At 32.5% G+C, this 21,881-nt stretch carries 22 protein-coding genes, 1 pseudogene and 1 riboswitch; of the genes and pseudogenes, 4 read left to right on the top strand and 19 right to left on the bottom strand.

Features of this window, described 5'->3' with window-relative positions; genetic code table 11:
- Positions 1–46: 46 nt before the first annotated feature.
- The 3 genes from NLW78_RS05960 to NLW78_RS05950 are packed head-to-tail and all read right to left on the bottom strand — an operon-like array spanning position 47 to position 4,854.
- Positions 47–1,843, bottom strand: a complete 1,797-nt coding sequence (locus tag NLW78_RS05960; protein ID WP_254496055.1) for a dynamin family protein — start codon at positions 1,841–1,843, stop codon at positions 47–49.
- Entirely contained in the window at positions 1,836–3,866 is a 2,031-nt protein-coding gene (locus NLW78_RS05955) for a GTPase (protein WP_254496054.1), read from the bottom strand. Before NLW78_RS05955 ends, NLW78_RS05960 begins: the two co-directional genes overlap by 8 nt.
- Positions 3,867–3,888: 22 nt before the next feature.
- Positions 3,889–4,854 (bottom strand): hypothetical protein, encoded by a 966-nt coding sequence (locus NLW78_RS05950; RefSeq protein WP_254496053.1) that lies wholly within the window; start codon positions 4,852–4,854, stop codon positions 3,889–3,891.
- 100 nt (positions 4,855–4,954) lie between these two features.
- Positions 4,955–5,043, bottom strand: a riboswitch (cyclic di-GMP riboswitch).
- Positions 5,044–5,149: 106 nt separating this feature from the next.
- On the opposite strand from NLW78_RS05950, the gene NLW78_RS05945 reads away from it, so the two are divergent.
- The gene (locus NLW78_RS05945) at positions 5,150–5,425 is read left to right on the top strand and encodes a hypothetical protein (RefSeq protein ID WP_254496052.1); all 276 of its coding nucleotides are present in this window, start codon (positions 5,150–5,152) and stop codon (positions 5,423–5,425) included.
- A 36-nt stretch (positions 5,426–5,461) separates the two neighbouring features.
- Here NLW78_RS05945 and NLW78_RS05940 read toward each other — a convergent pair whose 3' ends face one another.
- The 15 genes from NLW78_RS05940 to NLW78_RS05870 form a co-directional block, all read right to left on the bottom strand.
- Positions 5,462–6,139, bottom strand: a complete 678-nt coding sequence (locus NLW78_RS05940; protein ID WP_254496051.1) for a hypothetical protein — start codon at positions 6,137–6,139, stop codon at positions 5,462–5,464.
- A 1,979-nt stretch (positions 6,140–8,118) separates the two neighbouring features.
- Positions 8,119–8,481: a hypothetical protein gene (locus NLW78_RS05935; protein ID WP_254496050.1), complete on the bottom strand. Its 363-nt coding sequence runs from the start codon at positions 8,479–8,481 to the stop codon at positions 8,119–8,121.
- 14 nt (positions 8,482–8,495) lie between these two features.
- The gene (locus tag NLW78_RS05930; protein ID WP_254496049.1) at positions 8,496–8,690 is read right to left on the bottom strand and encodes a hypothetical protein; all 195 of its coding nucleotides are present in this window, start codon (positions 8,688–8,690) and stop codon (positions 8,496–8,498) included.
- A gap of 843 nt (positions 8,691–9,533) precedes the next feature.
- Positions 9,534–9,860, bottom strand: coding sequence for an SMI1/KNR4 family protein (locus tag NLW78_RS05925; protein WP_254496048.1), 327 nt, complete (start codon positions 9,858–9,860; stop codon positions 9,534–9,536).
- Between the two features lie 164 nt (positions 9,861–10,024).
- Entirely contained in the window at positions 10,025–10,291 is a 267-nt protein-coding gene (locus tag NLW78_RS05920; protein WP_254496047.1) for a hypothetical protein, read from the bottom strand.
- A gap of 348 nt (positions 10,292–10,639) precedes the next feature.
- Positions 10,640–10,915 carry a DUF2750 domain-containing protein gene (locus tag NLW78_RS05915; RefSeq protein WP_254496046.1) on the bottom strand — a complete coding sequence of 92 codons (276 nt, stop codon included), beginning with the start codon at positions 10,913–10,915 and terminating at the stop codon, positions 10,640–10,642.
- A 248-nt stretch (positions 10,916–11,163) separates the two neighbouring features.
- On the bottom strand, positions 11,164–12,366 hold the full coding sequence (locus NLW78_RS05910; RefSeq protein ID WP_254496045.1) for an IS110 family RNA-guided transposase: 1,203 nt from the start codon (positions 12,364–12,366) through the stop codon (positions 11,164–11,166).
- Positions 12,367–12,655: 289 nt separating this feature from the next.
- Positions 12,656–13,222 carry a P-loop nucleotide/nucleoside kinase family protein gene (locus NLW78_RS05905; RefSeq protein WP_254496044.1) on the bottom strand — a complete coding sequence of 189 codons (567 nt, stop codon included), beginning with the start codon at positions 13,220–13,222 and terminating at the stop codon, positions 12,656–12,658.
- Positions 13,223–13,389: 167 nt separating this feature from the next.
- The gene (locus NLW78_RS05900) at positions 13,390–13,854 is read right to left on the bottom strand and encodes a DinB family protein (protein ID WP_254496043.1); all 465 of its coding nucleotides are present in this window, start codon (positions 13,852–13,854) and stop codon (positions 13,390–13,392) included.
- Between the two features lie 102 nt (positions 13,855–13,956).
- Positions 13,957–14,535 carry a histidine phosphatase family protein gene (locus NLW78_RS05895; protein ID WP_254496042.1) on the bottom strand — a complete coding sequence of 193 codons (579 nt, stop codon included), beginning with the start codon at positions 14,533–14,535 and terminating at the stop codon, positions 13,957–13,959.
- 125 nt (positions 14,536–14,660) lie between these two features.
- On the bottom strand, positions 14,661–15,197 hold the full coding sequence (locus NLW78_RS05890; protein WP_254496041.1) for a hypothetical protein: 537 nt from the start codon (positions 15,195–15,197) through the stop codon (positions 14,661–14,663).
- An 81-nt stretch (positions 15,198–15,278) separates the two neighbouring features.
- On the bottom strand, positions 15,279–15,518 hold the full coding sequence (locus tag NLW78_RS05885; protein ID WP_254496040.1) for a hypothetical protein: 240 nt from the start codon (positions 15,516–15,518) through the stop codon (positions 15,279–15,281).
- 425 nt (positions 15,519–15,943) lie between these two features.
- A complete protein-coding gene (locus NLW78_RS05880; protein ID WP_254496039.1) occupies positions 15,944–16,204 on the bottom strand; it encodes a hypothetical protein in 261 nt (86 codons plus the stop codon).
- Between the two features lie 65 nt (positions 16,205–16,269).
- A complete protein-coding gene (locus NLW78_RS05875) occupies positions 16,270–16,527 on the bottom strand; it encodes a hypothetical protein (protein WP_254496038.1) in 258 nt (85 codons plus the stop codon).
- Between the two features lie 47 nt (positions 16,528–16,574).
- Positions 16,575–16,916, bottom strand: a complete 342-nt coding sequence (locus NLW78_RS05870; protein ID WP_254496037.1) for a hypothetical protein — start codon at positions 16,914–16,916, stop codon at positions 16,575–16,577.
- Between the two features lie 314 nt (positions 16,917–17,230).
- On the opposite strand from NLW78_RS05870, the pseudogene NLW78_RS05865 reads away from it, so the two are divergent.
- From NLW78_RS05865 to NLW78_RS05855, 3 genes and pseudogenes are all read left to right on the top strand, one after another.
- Positions 17,231–17,878, top strand: a pseudogene (locus NLW78_RS05865) (IS110 family transposase); the annotation flags it as partial.
- Positions 17,879–18,183: 305 nt separating this feature from the next.
- The gene (locus NLW78_RS05860; protein ID WP_254496036.1) at positions 18,184–18,651 is read left to right on the top strand and encodes a hypothetical protein; all 468 of its coding nucleotides are present in this window, start codon (positions 18,184–18,186) and stop codon (positions 18,649–18,651) included.
- Between the two features lie 9 nt (positions 18,652–18,660).
- A complete protein-coding gene (locus NLW78_RS05855) occupies positions 18,661–19,278 on the top strand; it encodes a hypothetical protein (RefSeq protein ID WP_254496035.1) in 618 nt (205 codons plus the stop codon).
- 1,335 nt (positions 19,279–20,613) lie between these two features.
- On the opposite strand, the gene cypC is transcribed toward NLW78_RS05855, so the two are convergent.
- Positions 20,614–21,870 (bottom strand): CYP152 family fatty-acid peroxygenase CypC, encoded by a 1,257-nt coding sequence (gene cypC, locus NLW78_RS05850; protein WP_254496034.1) that lies wholly within the window; start codon positions 21,868–21,870, stop codon positions 20,614–20,616.
- Positions 21,871–21,881: the final 11 nt, after the last annotated feature.

Genomic DNA, 21,881 nt, shown 5'->3' with positions numbered 1-21,881 from the left:
CCAAAAACCAGGAGGTTTATTCTTAACTTTTTTTAATTTTTTGATGTTAAGCCTCAATTAAGTTAAACTCTTCGATGGTTTTTTTAGTCTCAAAAAGATATTTTTCTAATTGAATTTTTAAAGATATTACTTCTTCAGATTCTACTTCGTTCAAAAATGATTTAATAATTAAGGAATTAATATTTTCTTTAATTTGTTCATTTTGCTTTATATATTTTTCACTTATTGAATTAAAGAGTTCATTTTTGTGTTCTTCTTTGGCACTTATAAAAATATCATCAATATTTTTCTCAGCTAAGCTTTTTTCTGATTTGAATTTTAAAGCGGAAGAAACTGCTCCAATTGTTACACCAATTAACAACATGGGAGGTAAAAAAGCAGTTACTGCCATACCTGCTGTAACAGTAGTGGCTGCTGGACCTAATGCTGCTGCATAAAATGCTGAGGCAGCCCCAGTCGCTCCGCCTAACCATGCCCCTTTTGAAGCACCACTTAATAAGTCCGACTCTCCATCCTTTAATCCAGAGTTATTATTAAGTTTCAATTCTAATTGTTTCTCAGCTTCATTTTTAAATTCATTTAGTTCTATCTGAACCTCATTTTTCACCTTCTCAACAGCTTCTTTCCACTCATCAATATAAAGTTCATCTAAATTATTTATTTTTTTATTTAGTTTCTCGGATATATATTCTTCTGAAAATATAGACTGCAGCTGATAATCTACTTCCTTTTTATCATTCTTTAAATTAAAGATTCCAGATTGTTTAATTTTGTTTTTAAGATCTTCTCTTTCAACTGAGAGAAATTCATTTTTATACCATGTTTCGAACTGGTATAGTATATGCTTATGAATTCTATCACTATACATATTTATCTTTTTATCTATCCTTTCCACTTGCTCTTGAATAAAGCCAAGTGTTTTTATATACTCTTCATGGATAAGTAGGTCTCTATTTAATAAGGCTTTAGCTGATTTTATAATTACATCATTTTTTATTTCATCTGAATTTGAACTTATATTACTATTAATGTATTCCATCAAATGAGTAAATCCTGAATCTTTTAATGAATTAGTATCATTTGATTGTACTGCCTTGTTAGCTTTATAAGCAGAGAGAGGTATGATTTCTTCAACAAACATCCCAATTTCTTCATCTAAATATTCTTTTAGAATTTCTGGATCCTCGTCCATCTCATCTATTCTGTTTATGACTGCTATAATTGGTTTACCAAAACGATTTACTTCAATTAATGCTTCTTCAATATCTGCCTGACCAAGATGATGTCCATTAAAAACCCATAGTACAACATCTGTATTAGCTATATAATCTTTTGTTCGGTTTGAATTTTCTTCAGTGATAGTTTCTAAGCCCGGTGTATCAACCAATGTGAAATTTTTTAAGTTTGTGAACGGGAAGCCAAACTCAACACTAATACAATTCTCAAAAAACTTTTGGTTATTATTATTATTTTGTAATTCGGAATAGATTACATCTGGATTATCCTCAATTATATTATTATCCATAGTAATTTTTCCGTATTCTTTAGGACTATATTTAATTTCTATAATTGTACCTGTTGCCTCTGCAATATCTGTTGGAGAAACATTACTTCCAGAAAATGCGTTTAAAAGTGTTGATTTTCCAGCCTTAACTTCTCCCATTATAACAACCCTTAATGATGAATCCATGTTTTCTATTAACTTATTCATTTTATCAGCTTCATCCCTTAGAAAATTTTCATCTATTTCAAAAGGCGCTTTTAAGTTATTTTTTATTTTATATCTTAAAGGAGATTGATCCATTGACTCTTTAGCTTTTATTATATTTTGAACTTTATCCATTTTTACACCTCAATTTGCCTATTTTTTGCTTGTCATTAACTAATATCGTTTTTATGTCCGGATAAACAAGTGGCTTCTCAAAAGCTTCATATAAATTACTCAAGGACTTTTCTATTTCAATACTTGATTCAAAAGAACCATGTAGGTTGATAAAAGAATTGTTAAGATCTTTTAATACGTTGTCTTTAGCTTTTTCTTTTTTTAAATCTAGATCCTCTAGGATTGAATTTTTCACATCCTTTACATGTGTATTTATTGCTTTATTTAAGTCCCTTTTTAATCCACCGCTTTTAAACAATTTTGCTATTCCTTTATTAATCCCTAGAGCACTTGTAAGACCTGCAAGTAATAAACCAATTGGTCCAAAGATTAACCCACCAATTGCAGCAAAGCCTGCACCCGACACAAAACTCAGATCATCAGTTTCTAAAGTTGTTGAATTAAGTTTGTACGACAGGTTGCTTTGAGAAACTTTATCAATATCTTCAAACATTTTATTTAGTGAGTCTGTATCAATATATTGATATTCTGTAAAGACTACTTCATAAACTAATTGTTTCATCAAGCTTTCAATTTCGTTGATCCAATATTTATGAAAATTTTCTAATTCGGGTTGTAATTCTTCAAGACAGAAGAGGTAATTTTTTATATAATTTTCTCTTTCATGGTCAGTCTCCAACTCAAATAATACTTGAGCATGATTATTTATACGAATTTCAGTATTTTGAAGAAAAGTATCTATTATATCTTTCAGGTTGTTTTTATAACTTTTCCTAACTGTATTATATTTGGAAAGAATAGACTCTTTTCTATCATTATATTTTTGTTGTTCATCTCTCAATCTATTTAAATATAACTTTAATGGAAAAGAATTATCTGTCGCGTTATGTAAAATTTGTTTAATCCCTACTTCTCTACTTTGAAGTTGGATTTTTTGTGCATTTTCATAGAAATTTGCATTTATAGCTTGAATTAGTTTTTCGATACCACTCTCTTTTTTCTGTTGTCCATCATTATTAGTAATACTATCCAAAGCCTGCTTCGCGGATATACATATAAAGTTTTTAAAATGTTTCCCAAATACATTATTTGCTTCAGTTAAAACCTTGTTTTCTGCTTCTTTTCCACCGTTTCTTCTTACTAAATCAATTCGGTTTAAAACTGTAATTATATTATCCGTCTTTCCACCGATTTTTTTTAATGATTTTTCTAGTTCATCAATCATATCTTTGGACTTCTTTGCAGCCAACTTAGTTGCATCAAGTATCCAGATAACTCCGTCTGCTTTATGGTAGTATTTTTGTACACTTACAATTGTCTCTCCAGAAAGGTTTTCTTGAACAAGACCCGGAGTATCAACAACCATAAACTTTTGGGATAAATAGTTAGTCTTTATTGGCCATCTTACTTCAACTACATTTGATTGGTATAAAAACTCTTTTTTAAGATATTCTTCCGTTTCTTTAATCGCTTCTTTTGTCTTTAATTCAGGCAAGACTTTTTTTAACTCGGCTTTAACTGTCCTTCTACTCAGTTTTGTTTTTTGCTCTTCCTCATCTATAAAATGCTTGGTCTCCTCAATAGACTTGTAATCTGTTTCTCCATTTTCATAGACAATTAAACAATTCCCATCATTTAGAGTGGCATCGTACACGTCAACTTTCCAAGTTTTTGGTCTTACATCCATATCAGCTACATTCTGTTCAAGTAATGCATTGATTAAAGTGGATTTTCCATAATTACCCATACCAACGATAAATAATTCGAATTTCTTATCTAATCCTTCTGTTAGTTCTTTTATTTTAAAACTAAGAGCTGTTAAATCTTGCAGCATAGGGTGTACTAGTTTCGCACTTTCATGGTTGACTTGCGAATTTATTTTCTTAATTGTATTATTTATTTCTTCCTGTAAGGCATGAAAATGATTCCTCATTCTATACTTTAGTAACTGTCTATTTTTTATAGATATTAAATTTTTTATATGTTTGTTAGAGGTGTTCATTTGATTTTTATGCTTAACCATTATTAATTCCTTTCAATTTATCTTAGATAACTAGTGAAATGATCACAACTATGCCTAACCCTATTATTATCTTATTTTGAAAATCTAATTTTTCCTCTAAGCTTTCTCTTAATTTATTTGTGTTATTTTGGAGCAATTCAATATCTTTTTTCATTGCACCTATTTCCGACTTATAATTATTGACGTTTCTTCTCAACTCAACTTTTGTGTTATTTAACTCTCTATTTACTTCTTGTAAGCTCTCATGTTTTTGATCAAGCTCTTCTACTTTTTTGCTGTATTTTTGATAAATCACATTAAGTTTTTCATTAACAGTATCTACAATTTTATCGGATAACGAATCATAGAGATCATTCACATTCGAGTATATTTTTTTTCTAGCTTCATTTAATTCGATTATCAATTTATCAATATGGTCATTAGTTTCTATGACTTTTGGTAATTGAACTTCATACTGTTTATATAATTCATCAAATTTTTTTAAAACTTCTTCCTCTATCACCTTATTACTAACTTCCCCTATTATGGATTTAGTGTTATTAAATAATTCGACTTTTGTATCTTGTATTTTTTTAATTAATTTTTGTAATTCATTAGAATTTTTGTCCATCAGAGGGAGTTGCTTTTCATATTCATTTTTAATTGATTCTAATTTTGTGAATACAGTGTCTTCTATTGTTCTATTACTCACTTCTAAGATAAGCTTTGAGATGTTTTGATATAAATCTTGTTTTGTTTCTAACATTTGATCAGATACAATTTTAATCTTCTCAGTTGAATTTTCAAGCTTGGGAATATATGTTTCATACTTCTTATATATTTCGTCTAACGGTGTTGATACAATTGATGCCATAACATTTCTGGTAATTTCTTGACTTAAATGTTCAACGATTTTTTGGAATTCAATATATAGGTTCTCTTCAGTTTCATCAAATACATCATTAACATTAGTACTTTGGTTACTGTCTGTTTTTGTTTTCTGTGACATATATTTTCACTCCTTAATATTTAAGCTCACTTTTTTAACTGTTTAAATCCATAATAAAAGTCCCCAACATAAAAATGTTAGGGACTACCTCTTTAAAGAAATGTGCAACCTGGCAGTCGTAGTTACGTATGCAACCTTAGACCCATGGCTTTGCGTCCTTATTTTTCAATAAGTTTGCCCTAAACAATATTTTTATTATATGGTTAAATATAACTAATGTACTATAAATTTACCAAATTTTAATACATTAAACAATAGTTTAATGATTTTTTAACCTTGAAAGGGACGGAGGACAATGGCAATAACTGTTTTTATAGTTTATGGAGGCGCTCTTCTTATCTATGCTTTACGTGCATTACTAATTAAAGATAAAGTAAAAGGAAAAGATAGTTTCGGATCAATGAACATTTACTTAACCTTTAAACGAATTGGAAGGTTAATCTTATATGGAATTGGCTTAATGTATCTATTTCTCTTCATATCACAACCAGGTGCTATCATTCCATTCTTAGCCTTTATTGGTATTATTTTTTATATTGTAAGGACTATTCGTAGAAATATGATTAGTTAATGATGAACTCATAACCAAGTTAATGTAAACGGTATATTAATAGTGGATATCTACCGCTACTGCATATGTGTTTGGATATGTATCTTTAAGTTTCTGTATATCCTTTTTCCATAGTTCTTTTTCATTTTTCTGATCTCCGAGTATCGTGTGATAAGGATCATCAATCCACATGCCATCAGGGGTAATAAAAGATAACGGATTTAACCCATCTGGTAAATCCTGAAATTCTATCGTATTATTTTCTAACGTGTTTTCCAGTTCAATATCTTCCTTTCCTGTGAGTAATCCATCCCATCGGCCACCAATCACCCACCAATCCCATCTTTCATGAAGGTCAAGTTTGTCCATATACCAACCAATACCGTTGCACACTGAGCAATCCAAATCAGGTGTATATCGTTTGGGGTGACTCTTGTACGTGATATTATATATATCATCCCACTTTTGTCGAAATTGCTCCCATTCTAAGCTGTTAAAATGACCTGTAATACGTGCTTGTTTACGTAATTCTTTATGCTTGTCCCCAAGCCAGCCGATAGCATCTTTAGCAATTTTATGTGCTTTTCGTCTTGCTTCTTTCCCTACACACTCACATTCTCGTTCCCAAGATATTTCATTTGGATATTTATTTGCCTCATAAGTAGAAAGTAAAGATTTAAGCTTATATTCACTCAGTTGCTCCTTATCGATTAATACTATAACTAGTTCATGCATAAAATCATCGCTCCTTTTCAGTACCATAAATTGCATTAAAAAATCTATCGTCAAATTACCCTTTCCTTACATAAGCGGCTATAAGTGTCTTTTCACACCTTCATCACTATTACTGTCGCTACCCTGAATTTCAGGTTCATGGCGTACTCGCTATAAAAAAGAGATATAAAAGTAAAAAAAAGTTGATTTCTGATAGAGACAATATTAGACATTTTCGAAAAGGGCATACTTATCCCAATTCAATTGTCTAATACTGTCCACAGGTTATCGAAAATCAACTCTTTTATATTATGTGAACAATCTTAATTTATTTAAAATCCGATTTAAATAATAAATTGCGAATTCCTGGGAAATGTTCTAGGTAAATTCTAGTCATTTCATCTGTATTATAAGCTCAATTAGATAAAACAGAGGCTGTTCCATAAAAACTGTCCTTTACTGACTCGTATTGTAGGTCGTACCTTAATCTGATTGTAAAAAGGCTTTATATATAAAAAGGCTCTCTATTGGTTTGGAGGGCCTCTCTTTTCTATTGATAATCTTTATCATTATAATTATTATCAGCATAGAATAACCTAATTACTATTCTTCCATCCCACGGTTCAAATTTCACAAGTTGATTAGTGGTATTTATGTAAAAATAATGAATACCTTCCCTATTCCCCTTAGAAATCTCTATGATAAACTCTACAGTTTATTCTTGTATGCAGTATAAGGGCCATGGATAACTTCTTTAACTTCCGATACTCGTGTAAATTCATATTGCGTTAAATTACATTACTTTTTACATAAATACGTTACTAATTCTTAAGAAATTATGTATCAAGGGAACGACCTTGTTGAACTATTAAATATTATTAGAGTTCAATTTTTCTATTAATTTCTTTTATTTAACTAAAGATCTTTAGTCTTGTAAATTGTCGCAATTTCACTTCTCTATAGCTACTTCAAGTAAAGAACCCGATTGAGTGATTGAGTAAAACACTTAAAGAAATTTATTTAATCTGTATAATATTATTGTGAAAATATTATTATCAATAGTCTTCGCAAGGGTTCCGGACCCTCTCCACCTTCTGCCAGTATTAGGTGTGACAGCGTTTAAATCTTTAATTAAAGATCTAGCTCTTCCTTTGATTAGAAGTCTTCACTATGTACCCTTTTGATTTAATTACATTTTCCACATAGGCAATAATTCACTCATCCGATCACGTTTATTTTCAAATATAAAGTCCAATGCTTCTTTATGATTCCATATATTTGTTTTGCTATATGTTGCAACTTTTTTAGAATATTACATTAAAATTCTATTAATCGGTATACCTCATTCGTAATATCAAAATAGTTTTCATTAATATGCGTTAATTCTATTTCCTTTACAGCTTCCTTTCATACAAATCGTGATCAGTCCAATTAAGTGTATTGTTCGGTAAATAATAATATCCCTCGATATTAATAGCTTCATCTACTCATTTATTAAATATCTATAGGGATTAGTCAGAAACTACGTTTGCCGAAATGGTCAACCTTACTCATCTTTTATTGTTTGTTTTACAACCAAAAATGAGAAGTAATCTTTATGCTAATCACTTTTTTAACTTAAGTAAGCATTGTCCGTACATCACTCGCTATTGTAAAAAAACTTAAATTATATCCTTCAGGTGTTTAGTGAATTAAAAACACCCACTATGGAATAGAGTCTCTATAACACAGTGGGTATTTAAATTTAAGTAGAGTATCCCTTATAGGTAAGATATGTAACCCCAAAACCTATTCATTTCACTAGTGATGGTATCATTTACCAAAGTTGTTGATATTATGAGCATAATATAATTTCCCTTCGTGCCTGTTCTACACCTTTTGCACACCAAAGAACGCTAAGAATTTCCATGCGTCAAAACCCATTTCGTTTCCCTCATATATACCTATTATAAAATATATAAGTCACTAATATAGAAAGAAACATGGGAATTTTTATACCCTCAACGTAAGTCTTCTTTCGGTACCAGTAAGGTTTCATTGTGGTAATCCGAATACACTTTTGCTATATCTAAGTCATAACGACTATCAAAGTCCCAGTCTTCAATTACTACTGTGTCTCCTTTTAGTAGGACGACAAATCTTCCTTCATCTATATACTTCGTAAGTAAAAGTTGTTGGATGTGAAAATCCTTATCTAATGCGTCTTGAGCAAAATCATAATGTGTTCTTTCTGATATAGCCCCGAGTGTTTCCTCTTTTACCTTAATAGTATCGCCGTTTTTAGGAATTGAATTTGAATAGATACCTATACCAAATAGAATTAAAATTCCGACAATAACAACACCTAAAAAGTTTTTATTCATCTCCCCACCCCACATTAAAATTCCGGAAAAGAAGGTCTAACGAATTCGTTGTAAACCAAGTCATCTTGCACTGTTACATGATTTCCCGTCCAATTTACTAAGATAATCTCGTTATAACAGTATTCATGTATTAAATAGTAGCCTGTTAGCTCCACATCCTTTAGACTAATTCGTTCACCAAATCGAACAAATTCTCCATCCTCTTTCATAATAGGTATTCCCACCACACCTACCTTATAGGTAAGATATAAACCCCTAAAGATGTTGATTTTATGAGTAATGGTAACATTTACCACAATCATTATCAATTGTTTTTTGACATTATTGATCAAAGATTAACTCTTATATAGTGCAATTATCTCTTTTTACTTTAATTTTCTCCGTTCTTCAACTTTCCGTCGATCCCTACGGTGTATTGCGGGTTCTAAGTATTTATCGATGTGGACGAAAATGGCCCCAATATTTACCGTGTATATGCCGTAACTTAATGAGCATTGCATAATTGAAATTGAAATTATTAACTAAAATTTTAAAATAATAGAAATAACAAGGATAAAAACATGTGATGTTATAAATCAAATGCATAACTATCTATTCAAAGAAGTGAAAAGAAGTATTAAACCAACATAAATATTTTTAATAAAGGCGTACATTCAGAAATTTCCTTTCTTATCCATTATTACCTATACCTATGTACGATTGAAAGGAAATATTAGCTGTATGAACCGAAGACAAACGGAATCTTTACAAAACAATCTTTATCATTTCGAAAGGGGTTTAGTTTTATAATTTGTTGACAATAATAAATAAAGTTATGTTCCCTCCACACGCTGAACATTATCGTTTCAATACTTCTTCTTCAAGCATCGCACCCCATTAGCTCAATAAGCAACAGCAGTTTTTGCGTTAAATTTTTGCATTTTTAAACAATGAAACTAGGTTTTCTGCTAATTGAGATTTTGTGAAATCATCGTGATATATACGATATACTCCTGGCTCATCAGAGTTCAGTCTGATAAATATGGGGTCTCCACTTCCGTGAGAGCAACTGGCTATATAACGTATCCGTCTTTTAATGCTGATGTTCCAGGTTCGTATTCGATATTTTCTTCAATTAAATCGTCCACACTCCCCCACATCATATGAGAAACACCATCATAATCCTCAATTGGCTCATCTTCTTGAATTCCAAACTCTGCACCAATTAAAGGAACTGTTGTATAAAGTTCGATGTACCATTTGGGTAATTTTACATTCAATTTTCTTTCTAATCTCTCTATATCACTTTCGCTTGCTGTTTTACCAACAAAGTTTGGATATTGCAATTTAATTATTTCAACTAAGCGATTGGCTTCGAAGATAGTTTCGTTATTTGTCACTATTTAAGACCTCCCAAGCTCTATTTTTTTCTGTTGATCTAATTATTGTTTATTCAACTATTCTGCCCTTTAGTTCAAGAAAAAATGGATCGCAGCGGCAATCCTCTTTTTTCACCATAAGCCTACAATTTCACCCAAGGATATGTATAGCACGTTGCCTAAATTCAACTTTTATACAGATGTTTCCCTCTCAATGATTCTGCCAAATCTTCTGGTATGTCAGCTAATATATCTATTTGTTGTAACTGACTCTCTTCAACCTTGTGGTTTGGCATCGCAATAGACGTAACAGGTATTTTTAGCTCATTATCATTCTTTAATTTTAAAAACTCTCCAATTTTAATATCAGAATCTTTTTTAATTACTTCTCCTGCTAAAATAAACCCTCTACCTGTAATCTTAAAAACATCTTTGATTTCAACCTCAAACAATTTTTCCCCCATCCCCTATTCGTTGTGCTAAATTACTAATATTTTAATCTTACCTTTTATTGAACTAATTGCTACAAAAACTTCAACAAAGAAAGCATTAACCCTTCTTTGGTTAACGCCCCCGGTAGTGGAAGATTAAATCACTTCCAATTTTCAATTTTCTTTATGTTACACACAGCAACTTTATTTTCATTTATATAAACTGAATAAAAGTGTTTATATTATCAATAGAATATAAATAACCTATATATATTTCATCTTTTTCGTCAGCGATATCTCTATCACTTCCAAGGTTATTTCTGGAATAGGCATATGCATTCCCCTTTTAACTGTAATCCCCTGTTTACTTTAATAATTTTCAAGTTCGTTTTCTAAATCCGATAGAAGTACGTCAATATTTAACACAACAGTATTATCGTCATTTGGAAAAATGGAAGGCTTTATTCCATCCTTACTCATTCCAGATAGCCAATCATTTATAAACTCGGTTAAATCAATCACTTCTGGTTTATATCCTTCCCATTCATTCTTTGCACAACTTGCTGCAAATTCTTTTTTAGGGAAGAAAGGTATAAGTTGATTACCTTCCAAGTCAAGAGCTGTTGCCCATCCACCGTTATACAATCCCCACACTTCTTAACGTAGAGTTTACGTTTATTTTAACACTGATTCTTATTCAACTATCCTGCTTTGTTAGTAAAATTACTTCATCGAACAAAGGCTTTAACCTTTCTTGTATTAAACCAGCTAATAGGAGTCAATAATTTTCTATAAAAAATTATATTTCTCCATGTTATACTATTCTAGGACATGCCAAATAACCCTCCAAATACATTTTGGAAGGTTTTTCATTTCTTGTATTTTACTGTGGATTAAGCTAAATCTAGGAATGTCTCTTTGCGTTTCAAAAGTATATAAATCCAATGAACAAGCTTATTAGTACAAGCAATCATAGCTACTTTAAATGGCTTACCTTCTGCTCTTTTGCGATCATAAAACTCTCTTAGCTTTTTATTACGAGAACTACGAATGCCACAGAGTGCTGCCATATACAAGGCATGACGCAATCGACTTGATCCTCTCTTGCTTATCCGATTAATCGATGCTGTAAACTTACCAGACGAATGAACACTCGGATCAATACCAGAGAAGGCAACAAGTTTTTTAGGGTGATTAAACCGTTCGATCTCTCCGATTTCGGAAATTATCGTTGCAGCGATTTTTCCTCCTACTCCAGGGATCGATTGGATAATCTTATATTCTTCTATTTCTTCTGCCAGGGCATCTATTTGGTCATCTAGTTTTGAAAGATGCTCTTGGTACTGAAGAAGCATCTGAATATACATTTGAAGGCTAATCAAATGGCTCTGGTATAATATGTTGTTAAATGGATTACGATGAGCTGCTTCGACCAACTTATGGGCTCTATCCTTTGCCCAATGCTCTGACCTAGTTACACATTCACTTGCAATTTTATCAGTAAGTCGTTTTTCCCCAGCCTTCAAAACATCTTTCGATGTACTAAATGCCAATAACGTGTTTAGTGAAACCTTTGAATATAAATCTCCAAAAACCCCTCTATACTTAGGAAATACCTGATCTAAAATGGCTTGGAATTGTAGTTTGGTTTGTACATAAATACCTGTTACTGTTTCGTGCTGTCTTGAGAGATTTCGTAAGTTTAGAAGTTTAATACCTCTTTGTTTATATGGCTCCAATTCTTCTTTATAGTAAAGCTCACATAAGTTATAAGCATCTATCGCATCGGTTTTCACTTTACGTAAACTAGATTTTTTTGCTTGATAAGAGAGTAACGGATTGACCATAATGTAGAGATAATCATTCTCCTCCAAGAACTGAACAATTGATGTGTGATAATGTCCCGTTGATTCGAATATCACTGTTGGTTTAACCCCAGTTTCATCCTCCACTTCTATCAAAAAAACAAGTAATCTTTCTAAACCCTCATTATTGTGCAACACACTAAAGCTTCTTTTATAAGGTTTTCTCTTATCTAAAAAGGCTTGTACTTCACTTTCCCCTTTTGAAACATCCAGACCAATTACTGGATTCATATCTATCGCGTCCTCTCCTGTTTACTTACCAGTGCCCCTAAATCCATCTCCTAGTATCATAGCTTCGCTTGTTATTCGAGATCATTGTCTCAACCAGCCTCAAACATGTTTCTATGAGTAGGGGGTGGACAGTTTAGTTGACGGGATCAATGGTCCCACGCACCCGTTCGTCCTACCCTGGCTACTGATATAATAGGTCCTATATAAAAAAGGTCAACCAGTAAAATCTGGTTAACCTTATAATACGAACGCCCCCGTTACTTCAATAACTATAATTGAGAACCCCAATTTATAAAGGTTTAATTCTCCTTTTTTCAGCCTCTATATAGTCATAAACATTCAATATTTCTTTGTCATAGTCGTTTTCAATTTCAAAATACCTAACACCTGCTTGTAAACATTTTGTTTTAAATTCTTTATGTTCCTTGATTAGTTCTTTTATCGTTATTTCTTCGGGCCAATTACGGAGTTCAATAGCATTCCTATGTTTCACTATTTTTGTTTCGTAGTTTTCTTGAATATAATTCGTCGAAAAACCTAAAAATACTGGAATGATTTTATCTGAATAATTGATGTCAAAGCCCTTCATATAATGAGGCAATATATAGCATCCTTCAATAATGATATGTTGTTCATTCTCGATATTTGTCATAATGATCCCTTTTAATATTGGCCAGAGTTTATCTCCAATGACTTCGTTACTATCTAGTGGTGTAAATCCACAATTTTTATCTCCTCTGTACAAGCCCATTTTTAAATGGTCTATAGAAAGATAAGAAATATGATATTTGTCTAGTAACTTTTGAGCCATCAAGGTTTTACCAGTACCACTTACAGCACTTATTAAAATAACCATATATTACTCCCTTCTGATTTATTTGCTTATTAAACTAACCTGCTTCGTTAGCACGAGATCCTTATAATCTATATTAACATAATATTCCAATCATTTTTTCATAAAAATAAAGACCATCGATTTGATGATCTCTTGTTTAACTTTTGCACCCGTTTGTTGAAGAAGAATTATTCAAACATTAAGATGTTAGGGTCTTTTTCATAACAATGAACAAGCATAGCGTGTAATTGTCCTCTATGATGATAAACGTGAGCTAAAACCTCTAACAGCCATTCGTATCTTGTGTAAGTCAAACCCCAATACGAAGTAGTTTCCGACATAAGTTCTTCGTCGGACATATTCTTATAATTACTTTTTAATGAACTAAAATTTGTAAGTAAACCATTTTTTATTGAATCCAAAGTTTTATACGATACTCCCGAATAGAAATCTGCCATTTCTTCTTCCGATACTTCATTGGAAATACGCCAATCTGCTTCACAGATTATTGCTAAATGCTCTAATATCTCTCCAATTGAATGTTTGTTGGGAGTAGGTCTTTTTTGTAGATCTTTTTCTTCTAAATCTTCGATAATTTGAATTATTGTATTAACAGCTACTTCTATTTGATGGAATACACTTCCACAATTCATTTATATCACCTCGTTTTGTTTAACAACTGTGTCCAATGGCTTTAAAAGAAAGGAGTGTTGCAACTCCTTTAGCTAAAGGATCCGTTGGTTTTATATAATATTTCAATTCAAATGTCGAGTACAGTTATATAAAGCACACTTCCATTTATCTTCTTTTTTATTTAAAATAGTAATTGAAGTATTATCAATATAGGTTTGCGGGAATTTCTGAGGGAGTAACTTTTGTAAGGTCAATCCAATTAAAGCACCGTGGCTGACTACCAATATTCGTTTCCCTTCATTTGTGCAAGCAATATCATTCAAGAAATCTACACCTCTATTAGATACATCTTCAAACTTTTCCATTCCAAGTTCTATATTACGCCACTCACTACCCCACTTTTTGATCCTTTGTTCTTCCGTAGTCCCTTCAATTTCTCCACAATTTATTTCTCGTACCCTTTTATCAATATGACTAATGGGCAATCCAATTTTACTACCAATAATATTCGCGGTTTCAATTGCCCTTGATAAGTCACTCGTAATGAGTATATCCCACCGTTCTTCAAGAAGAAGCCTATCACCAATGTCAGAGGCTTGCTTTCTGCCAGTTTCATTTAAAGGAATATCACTTACACCTTGAGCCTTACCCAAGGAATTCCATTCAGTTATTCCGTGCCTAATTAGTCCTATTCTTGTCATTCTGCCACCCTTTTCTTAACTAGCCGTTCTTAACTAACCTGCCTCTTTAGTTCAATAAGTTCAAACAAAAAGTGTCAATCCATTATTGGCTCAATTCACAGATGTAGTAATTTTAAAAATTATAATCAGTAACGGTCTTTCCATTTCTCTCTGAAAGATATAGCTTCCCTAACTGCTTTCTCTAAGGACTCGCTATTAATTTTATTTAACTCACTTCCTGTTAAATGAATTACTGTCGGTATTGACTTTTCTATACCTTTTATTAATTTATTCATATCTAGTAAGAACTTTTCTTGTTGTTGTGTTAAGGGGGCACTACCAGCAAAGATGTTATCATATAGGTTAATGGAAACACTTATAGCATTTTCAATAGTTTGCCAATCTTTTTGATGGCTAGGGTCAAGATATTGCAATGGAACTATAAATCTTTTTAGAGTAAAAACACGACCAACTGAATCCGACTCCACATCATACTTATTATTCGTTAGGAAGTGGTTATTTAAGTTATAAATATGATTTAGTTGCCCATGTACACTTTTCATTGTTTGAGCTAAAGCTTTGTTTTGGTTAGATTGAATGGTTTTATAACTAGTCCATTGATAATATGAGAAACACATAGAAACGATCATTAAAAAGCTAAAAACAAAGACGCACTTTTTCATTCTATCCCTCTCCAAAATATTAGATTATTACTTTAATTTCAACAAAAAAAGAAGCTTTTCCTTCTTGTAGGAAAGCCCCCGTTAGTTGATGATTTCAATTTCAAATTTCAGCCTATCTAAATCCCAAACGTCTTCATCGTAATTATTGATTACTGACACTTTTACTTCCTGTCCTACATTATAATCTTCTGGGTTTGATATCCGAATAGGATGTGGCATTGATTCTGTTTTGTTACCAACTACATCTTGTGAAGTTGCTGATTTTATTACAGTCATAGGTCCTTCTACTTCGATGTCTCCACTTTTTTCGTTAATTGACATAATAGTTCCTTCTATTAGATACTCTTCTTTATTTTGTGAGCAACCTATTAACAAAAGTATTAAGAAGGTAACAAAGAGTATCTGTTTATTTATCATTGTTATATCACCTCTTCATTTTACTTCTTCAACTATCCTGCCCCTTTACTTAAATAAGTAATGTTTCTATTTTTAAGAGTCTTTAATTGTGATTTCATATGTATCGCCATCAAGTTCTAACTCGACGTGATTATTCCAGTTTAGAAATTCATCACATTTTATAATTTATTGTCGAACCAACCATTAAACTTAATTCTATCCATTTTTATTGGACTATCTAAATATTTCTTTTCAGCTAAAGTTGATTTTATAATTGCAATTTCATAATAATCAGCAATTACAAAATCGCCTGAAGGGCTTAATATTAAGCTTTGATATTGAGGCTGGGACTAATATTCAGTTAATTCTCCATTGAAACAATCAAGTTTAAATAAATAATCCGAAGTAAGAACAAGAACACATTTATTCTTTTTTGTTGTTGCAACTCCTCGTGGAAAGCCTCGAAAATTCCCACACCATTCAGTTAAATCATTATTTGTGAATTTTATCCAAGTCCAATCTTGAGAGTTCCACGGACTTGAAATATCATAAACCTTTTCTTTGTATTCTCCTGAATATGGATGCGTAATTATCTCTGCTTTAATTATCACTGGTTTGTCCTCCATAAAAAAACACCCTTATTGAACTCTTGCCACCCGCTAACGCAATAAAAAATTCATTTCGCCTTTTTATTGTATTCCTCTTCAGAAATATGAGTAGTATTATAATCTCTTCCATATAAATCCCATATATCTTGTGCCATCAAATAAGTAATATGGTCTGGATTATTCCTTGCTTCATCAGAAAGAATTCCTTCTACTGTTTCACGCCTTATATAGATGCTTTCATTACCTTTGCTTAATTGAAAGTAGCGTGGTTCGAAGATTTCTTTCTCATTCTTATTTTTTTGTTTCTTTTTTAACCTTTTTTTCATAAACATAACACCTTATTAGATTTACTTTATTAAGCTATCCTGCCCCGTTAGCTCAATAAAAAAAGCGAACTACTTCTTAAACTAAAGCCACCGTTAGTTGAATTTAACCGCACTTTTATAAAAAAAATAAAACTAACAGCTATTGTTAAAAGAGCAGTTCCACCTACAATGTATACTCCATCCCAATAATGAGAACTTCCAGTTAGTACCCAAACTTGATAGGGAATAAATCCCATGGCTAAAATTATCAAAACGCCCCATAACAGCGAAACTACGTTTTGTTTAGCCTCTTTTAAAGCTGAATGCTTTTTAGAATATTTAATCATAGAGACTTTTCTTAAGGCAAATAACAAAAGAAAAATAGCAACAATAAGTAATAGATAGTCCATTAAATGTACCTCCTTGTAATCACTCGTAGTCCTTCCTAATTAAACTAACCTGCCCGTTCGTATTATAAGGTTAGCCAAAATGCTAAATATTTCTGGTTGACCTTTTTTTATATGGTCTTATTATATCAGTAGCCAGGATAGAACGTAACTGCCCGTGGGACATTGATCCCGTCAACTAAACCGTTCGCCCCCTACTTGTAGAAACATGTTTGAGGCTGGTTGGGACCTAGATCCCGTATAACAAGCGAAGCTGTGATACTACATTAGGCATTAGGGGTTACTGGCAATTTTCAAAGTTATAGGAGGAGATAGAGATGAATCCAGTCGTTGGTCTGGATATTTCAAAAGGGGAAAGCCAAGTTCAAGGTTTCTTGGACAAGGGAAAAGTGTTTCGGAAGAGTTTCAAAGTCTCTCATACACTTGAGGGACTTAATTTACTAATAGATTTTCTTGAGGATGTAAAGAAAGAGTCTGGTCAAAAGCCCCCAGTCATATTAGAGTCAACTGGACATTATCAAACGCCTGTTGTTCATTATCTGGAGGAACGTGGTTATCTATTAATTATCATCAATCCTTTAATTTCATACAAAGCTAGGAGTTCGAGTTTGAGGAAAGTTAAAACGGATGCCATTGATGCATACCTTCTCTGTGAGTTGTTCTACAAAGAAGAATTAGAGCCTCATAAAAAACGTGGGGTCCAGCTTTTAAACCTCCGTAATCTCACGAGACAACATGAGAATATCACTGGAGTTGCGATGCAAACAAAACTTCAATTTCAGGCAGTGTTGGAACAAGTATTTCCTGAATATAAAGGGGTTTTTGGGGATTTATATTCAGTGGTTTCACTCTTAACTCTTCAAAGGTTTCCTTCTTCTGAAGATATTTTGAAAACGAGTGAAGAGATAATTATTGAGACAATCCATAGACTGTGTAAAAGTCGTTCAATGACTTGGGCAACCGATTACCATATTATGAAAATGAAAGGCGATAAACAATAAAAAAGGCTAGTGAAATGTAACTAAAAATCCAAATCAAAAATTTTAAAAACTAGTAGATAACATTATGATTTATTGATAAATCAATTTATTAATTTAATCTACTTTTACTCCTGGTAAATTAGTAGTGTTTTCTTTGCTATCTATTGAAAGCCGTTTACCATTATGTAAATATAATTGAAGAAATTGTAAAATATATCGAGGAGGTTATTATTATCAAATCTATTAAATCTTTAAAAAGATCAGCACTAATTGTATTTTTAAGCTTATGTTTGTCTGTAACAACTCTTGGAAACAATGTTTCGGCAGTTGAAAGTGAAACTTTGTTTTATCAGGCTTGTAATGAGGGCTATACATACTCTCATTTAGACGATTACGCTTATAAGGAAGTTGAATTTCAACACGAGCATACTAATAATTCCCCTACAACTGATTCAGTTACGTATTCGGTTAGTGTAACCGAATCAGCTGATGCAAGTACAACTGTGTCAGTATCTTTAGATGGAATGGTTGCTTCGGCTGGTGTAGATACCCAAGTGGGATGGGGAGTAACAACATCAGAAACTTTAAGCATTACTTGGAGTGTTCCAGCCTATTCTACGTATCGACTAAGAGCTGGTAGCGAATGGGTAAAGGCTAGTGGAACAGAAACATATACTGACTCTAGATGTTATACTAGTTCTAAGAGCGTGGATGGTAATTGGACATTCCAAAGTTGGTCTGATAAACAGGAGCTATAATTAGTTACTATGAAAAAAACAATAGTTTTAACTAAAATAATTTTGTTATTAGCAATAATCCTTGTCTCTTGCAATCCTCATAATTCTAGTTATTCGAAAGAAACAAATGAAGATTTTGACGAGGAAATCAATTATGAAAGTAAAAAAAGACCAATTACCTTAGTAGAACAATTTATCCCGCCCAACTTTGTTATTCAATCATTTTTAACATCGATTGATAAAGAAACAAACGAATTAATAATTAAACTAGATTTTATTATTAACACTCATTTATACGAACTGTTAAAGAAAACTGATTACTATTTCTTTATTGAATATCCTGATAAGATTCAAAATATCACAGGTAGTGAGCACTCTGATTTGGTTAAAGGTCCTACAATGGATGAGAACAATCGTTTAGATTATTATGTGACTTTTAAACAAAGTTTGCCTTCGAAGTCCACATACAATATAGAAAGTATTTTAAGTAATAATAGCGGTTATGATTTAAATATTGTAAATGAACAAAAAGAAATAGTTCATATTTTTAAGGATGTGAGTATAGCAGCTACAGTTAATTATGAAGATTCCTCATCAATAATACTAGATAAAAATGATAACAATAATAAGAGCTCAAACTCGAATTAAATCTCAATCCTTTTAATCCCTGGAATTTTTTCTCCAGGGGTTTTGTTTATTTTCGCTCAGAAAAACAGTAGGGGGAATTTTGTTGTTGGTAAAACAAATTTTCGGCATGCCTTATACATGGCAGTTGTACAATTCGTGATTAACGCAAGAAGAAAATAAATGATGAAATCATCACTCATAACAGAAGAATGCGTTAATTTTATGATAAAAAGCGTGAAGAAGGAAGCCTTTTAAAGTAGCTGTTATTTGTTGTATAAATATTTCGCAGTCCTTTCAACAGCCATCCCATGAGCATGACAACTCTATAGACACTTTTTCTTGTGTAAGTAGTCGGGGTTATGAATCGTGTTTCTTTTTTTAGCTAAGTCGATCATTTATTGGGTGAACTCCTCTTGAGAGATTTCACCCCTTAATTTTTGGTCAACGATTTCCTCTTGCTCAGGTGTCACCTTCAATCTTTCCATCATCAAAGAAGCCTTAGTTTTTGCTAATACATCCCTAATTGTTCTGGAAGAATTTCTCGTTATCTTAGATTTAGTTGTGTAAATGGCTATGGCTGCTTCGACGATAAGTCTGCGATAAACATTTACGTAACACATCATATATATAATACGATTGAAAGGAAATATTAGCAATGTGAATCGAAGACAAACGGACTCTTGGCCAAACAATCTTTATCATTTCGAAAGGGTTTAGTTTCAGTATTTGTTGGCAATAATAGAAAAAGTTATGTTCCCTTCACACGCTGAACATAACTCCCAAGGACACACCTGATAATGTCCTATCCCGTCCCTATAATGATAGGAAGGAAACCATAAGTCTAGTAAACGCAAATTCTAATATATATTATGTAAACTAAAATTAAAGTTATAAGGGCGCAACCGTTACTTATGGTTGCGTCCCCTTTTGTTATTGTTCATTTTGTTGTGACATATAATTTATTATCGTTTCGTTATCCTACTGACATGGACTATTATGTTAATGATACATAATCCATGTTATATGAACTAAATTTGCCCCATTTTAAAACAAACTTCGACAATTAGAGTGAAATTCCTCCAATAAAAAAAGGATTCCAAAGGGAGAATTGGAATCTTTTTTATTTAGTAAAAAATTTTTATCTTTTATTCAAAGCATGTACTGTTTTAGAATATCCATCTTCTATTGAACAGTATGGTTGTAATGCGCAGCAAAGGACTTTGTATTATTACACTCCGTTTTGTAATAAGAATTATCGAATATTACTTGTTGTAAATAACATACCAGTTACAGGATCTAAATAAATTAAGTCAACAGATTCACTTTTATGTGCTGCAAAGAACCGTCCCCATGTGCCTATCTCCGTTTGATATTGCTCATTTCAAATCCACTTTTGGGTAGGGTTGGCATTTCATCTAAGCTATAGTTTAAGTCTTGGTTCGGGATGTCGTAATTAATTCTTTTAACTAGAAACTCTAACGTTGATTTCATTACCTCGAGCGTAACACCTTCTCCAGGACAACGATGCCCTTTAGCAGGGTCACCCCCACCCTGTGGAATAAAATTATAAAGGCTACCATTCCAATCTTTGAACCGATTTGGGTTAAACTCGTTAGGTTTTTTCCATAACCTTGGATCACGGTTTGTACCATACATATCTAAAAATACAATTGTTCCTTTTTTAAATTGAAAGTTTTTCCAAGTAAAATCATTTCGGACCTTAGCACCTACAAATGGGCCAAAAGGATAAAAACGTCGTACTTCGTGAATAAACCTTTCCATATCGTCATTGGTACCAGTCTCAAGTTTTTCTTTCTCATCTCTATATTGATAAAGCGCTAAGGCAGCGAATGTAATAAACGTTGCATTCGCCACAATTGGTCGTAACACGTTAATGAGTTCGACTGCCGCCGTTTGGGTATCCAATTGTGTACCATCGGGTTGTTTAAAAAATGCCATTTCATAAAGGGCTGTCCCTTTTTTCGATTGTAATTTTCCAGTGCGTACGTTATCGATGACTCCTCTAATCCAAGCTTCTGCTCGATTACGTGCTCTTCTACCTTGCCAATGTTCTGGTCCAACTTTTCCAAAGGCATAAATCATCGAAATAAAGTCATTGGCACGGTCCGTTATTTCTGACTCAGCTAGAGGAACCCCAGCCCACTGGCATACGACATTAGTTAGGATATTCTTCGCTTCCTCAAAAAGTACAATCCTTTCCGCATTCTCCCATCTTTCTAAGGCAGATTCCCAATGCTCACGAGTAAGCTTAGCAAGCTGTTGTTGGTTAGGCGGAGTTAATAAGGACATAAAAAGTAATTTCCGATGTAGATGTGCTTCCCCATCCATCGTTTGAATACCATTTTTTCCAAACAACGTTTCCTGTACGCGTTTTGGAGCCGCTCCTTTTCGTTGGAACTTTTCTGGATCATAAAAAACTTTTGCAGCTTCTTCCCCTCTCATACAAATAGCATTTTTGCCTAGTACACGAGCTTCAAAAATATCTGATTCATATCGTTTCACTCGATTCTCGATAAATAGATAGCCTTCTCTTAATAACGCTAGACTATTATCTAAACTGTCATCATGCGGAAGCGATTGATTCGTTACCATATTTTCGTTCT

This window comes from Salirhabdus salicampi, assembly GCF_024259515.1.
Taxonomy (GTDB): domain Bacteria; phylum Bacillota; class Bacilli; order Bacillales; family Alkalibacillaceae; genus Salirhabdus_A; species Salirhabdus_A salicampi.
Note: the sequence above shows the minus strand (reverse complement) of the source record. Positions and strands in the feature narration are given on the sequence as shown.

Coding starts and splice junctions, on each gene's coding strand:
- NLW78_RS05950 (WP_254496053.1), bottom strand. CDS start 4,854: ATGTCACAGAAAACAAAAACAGACAGTAACCAAAGTACTAATGTTAAT.
- NLW78_RS05890 (WP_254496041.1), bottom strand. CDS start 15,197: ATGAAAAAGTGCGTCTTTGTTTTTAGCTTTTTAATGATCGTTTCTATG.
- NLW78_RS05960 (WP_254496055.1), bottom strand. CDS start 1,843: ATGGATAAAGTTCAAAATATAATAAAAGCTAAAGAGTCAATGGATCAA.
- NLW78_RS05910 (WP_254496045.1), bottom strand. CDS start 12,366: ATGAATCCAGTAATTGGTCTGGATGTTTCAAAAGGGGAAAGTGAAGTA.
- cypC (WP_254496034.1), bottom strand. CDS start 21,870: ATGGTAACGAATCAATCGCTTCCGCATGATGACAGTTTAGATAATAGT.
- NLW78_RS05945 (WP_254496052.1), top strand. CDS start 5,150: ATGGCAATAACTGTTTTTATAGTTTATGGAGGCGCTCTTCTTATCTAT.
- NLW78_RS05885 (WP_254496040.1), bottom strand. CDS start 15,518: ATGTCAATTAACGAAAAAAGTGGAGACATCGAAGTAGAAGGACCTATG.
- NLW78_RS05930 (WP_254496049.1), bottom strand. CDS start 8,690: ATGAAAGAGGATGGAGAATTTGTTCGATTTGGTGAACGAATTAGTCTA.
- NLW78_RS05895 (WP_254496042.1), bottom strand. CDS start 14,535: ATGACAAGAATAGGACTAATTAGGCACGGAATAACTGAATGGAATTCC.
- NLW78_RS05940 (WP_254496051.1), bottom strand. CDS start 6,139: ATGCATGAACTAGTTATAGTATTAATCGATAAGGAGCAACTGAGTGAA.
- NLW78_RS05875 (WP_254496038.1), bottom strand. CDS start 16,527: ATGAAAAAAAGGTTAAAAAAGAAACAAAAAAATAAGAATGAGAAAGAA.
- NLW78_RS05855 (WP_254496035.1), top strand. CDS start 18,661: ATGAAAAAAACAATAGTTTTAACTAAAATAATTTTGTTATTAGCAATA.
- NLW78_RS05870 (WP_254496037.1), bottom strand. CDS start 16,916: ATGGACTATCTATTACTTATTGTTGCTATTTTTCTTTTGTTATTTGCC.
- NLW78_RS05900 (WP_254496043.1), bottom strand. CDS start 13,854: ATGAATTGTGGAAGTGTATTCCATCAAATAGAAGTAGCTGTTAATACA.
- NLW78_RS05935 (WP_254496050.1), bottom strand. CDS start 8,481: ATGAATAAAAACTTTTTAGGTGTTGTTATTGTCGGAATTTTAATTCTA.
- NLW78_RS05905 (WP_254496044.1), bottom strand. CDS start 13,222: ATGGTTATTTTAATAAGTGCTGTAAGTGGTACTGGTAAAACCTTGATG.
- NLW78_RS05955 (WP_254496054.1), bottom strand. CDS start 3,866: ATGGTTAAGCATAAAAATCAAATGAACACCTCTAACAAACATATAAAA.